3 protein-coding genes are annotated in these 2,033 nt (G+C 63.3%); all 3 read left to right on the forward strand.

Annotation, left to right across the window (positions count from 1 at the left end; translation table 11 throughout):
- Positions 1-592 (forward strand): ABC transporter permease (locus EN969_RS28455; protein ID WP_164758573.1); only part of this gene is annotated, 592 nt, incomplete at its 5' end.
- The gene (locus tag EN969_RS28460) at positions 589-1,767 is read left to right on the forward strand and encodes a M20 aminoacylase family protein (RefSeq protein WP_063168762.1); all 1,179 of its coding nucleotides are present in this window, start codon (positions 589-591) and stop codon (positions 1,765-1,767) included. The genes EN969_RS28455 and EN969_RS28460, both read left to right, overlap by 4 nt.
- The coding region (locus EN969_RS28465; protein ID WP_127419599.1) for an FAD-dependent oxidoreductase at positions 1,767-2,033 on the forward strand (267 nt) is incomplete at its 3' end. The genes EN969_RS28460 and EN969_RS28465, both read left to right, overlap by 1 nt.

A 2,033-nucleotide genomic window follows, 5' to 3' on the forward strand; every position in this document is an offset into this window, starting at 1 on the left:
GTCCACCACGGTTCTGGCGCTGCTGCTCGGCATACCGGCGGCGATCGGGCTCGCCTGGGGCGATTTTGCCGGCAAACGGATCCTCTATGCGATCATCGCCGCGCCCTTGGTGACGCCAGTCGTCATTGTCGGCGTCGCGGCCTTTTCATTCTTCGCCACACTGGGACTCGTTGGCAACAAGCTATCGATCATTCTGGTGCATACGGCCATGGCCGTGCCTGTGATGCTGACGACTGTCGTCGCCAGCCTTTCGACCTTCGACCGGACGTTGGTTCGCGCGGCGGCATCGCTCGGCGCCGGCACCATGCGCACATTCTTCAAGGTAGTGCTGCCGCTGATAGCGCCGGGCGTCATTACAGGGGCCATCATCGCCTTCATCATCTCTTTCGACGAAGTCGTCGTCGCAAGTTTCCTCTCGACGGGCGCAGAGCGAACCTTGCCTCGCATGATATTCTCCGGGGTGCGCGAGTCCATCAGTCCCGCCATCGCGGCCGTCGCCGTGCTGCTGATCGCTTTCTCGGCAATCCTGCTTGTGGTCATCGCCATCCTGCAGAGCCGCTCACAAACTCTTCGCGCAAAGGCATCGGCATGAGACTGGTACCCTCGGTGCAGCAACTAGAGACAGAGATGACGGCCTGGCGGCGGCATCTGCATGCCAATCCAGAACTCGGCTTCGAAGAGTTCGAGACGGCACGTTTCGTGGCGGACAAACTGCGCTCGTGGGGCATCGAGACGACCGAAGGTGTCGGCCGCACAGGCGTCGTCGGCACGCTCAGGGGCAGGCTCGGCGCTGGTCGCAGCCTGAGCATTCGCGCCGATATGGACGCCCTGCCGATGACCGAGGCGCGGCCGCTGCCGCATGCGTCCCGCGTCCCCGGGAGGATGCATGGCTGCGGCCATGACGGCCACACGACAATGCTGCTCGGCGCAGCGTCAGCACTTGTTCGCTCGCCCGACTTCGCCGGCACGGTGCATTTCATCTTCCAGCCGGCCGAGGAGGGTCGAGGTGGGGCGCTTGCCATGCTGGATGAGGGCCTTTTCCAGCGTTTCCCCTGCGATGAAGTTTACGCGCTGCACAATTGCGAACGGCCGCTCGGCGAGATCGCCGTCCACCGCGGAACGGTGGCCGCGGCGGCCGATCGCTTCGAGATCGTCGTCCACGGCAGGGGCGGCCATGCGGCGACACCGCATCTGGCGATCAATCCACTCCCCATCGCCGCGCGCATCCTGCTCGCAATCGAAGCCCTGCCCGGCCGCCTGACCGATGTGCACGCTCCGGCAATCGTCACCGTTGGCAGCCTGCGCGCAGGCGAAGCCTTCAACACCATCCCCGATACGGCGTTTCTGACCGGCACCGTGCGCACCTTCGACCATCAGGTTCAAAAGACGCTGGAGACGGCAATCCGCCGCATCGCGAAAAACGAGGCTGAAGCTTTTGGCGCCAGCGTCGACATTCTCTATGAAACGCCCTTCGCGCCGACGATCAACACCCCGGCGCAAGCCGATGCGATGATCGCGATTGCGAACGAGGTGATGGGACCGGAACGTCTCGTCGTCGATCCGCCTCCCGAGATGGGCTCGGAAGATTTCTGCTACATGTTGGAACAGCGGCCGGGCTGCTATTTCTTGCTCGGCCAGGCCGACGATGCGCATCAGGCTGCGGCTCACGACACCAACTACGACTTCAACGACGCAATCCTGCCGATTGGCGCCAGCCTTTGGGTCAGGCTGGTGGAGCGCCGCCTGTCGGCCAGAGGCGCATCGTGATGCAACTGACGGAAAAGGACATTGTTTGGCGAAGCCATTGGCTGCGGCAGGTCCTGCCCGAGGACCCAGACCTTGCGCCTCCGCTCGAAGAGGCAACGCAGGCCGACATCTGCATCGTCGGCGGCGGGTATCTTGGATTGTGGACGGCCATCCGCCTCAAGGAGCACAATCCAGGCTTCGATGTTGTCATTTTAGAGCGCGACATTTGTGGTGGTGGCCCGAGCGGCCGCAATTCCGGAATGGTGCTTTCGGCATGGACCAAATAC

The sequence above is a fragment of the Mesorhizobium sp. M7A.F.Ca.CA.003.01.2.1 genome (assembly GCF_003998945.1).
Taxonomy (GTDB): Bacteria; Pseudomonadota; Alphaproteobacteria; order Rhizobiales; family Rhizobiaceae; genus Mesorhizobium; species Mesorhizobium ciceri.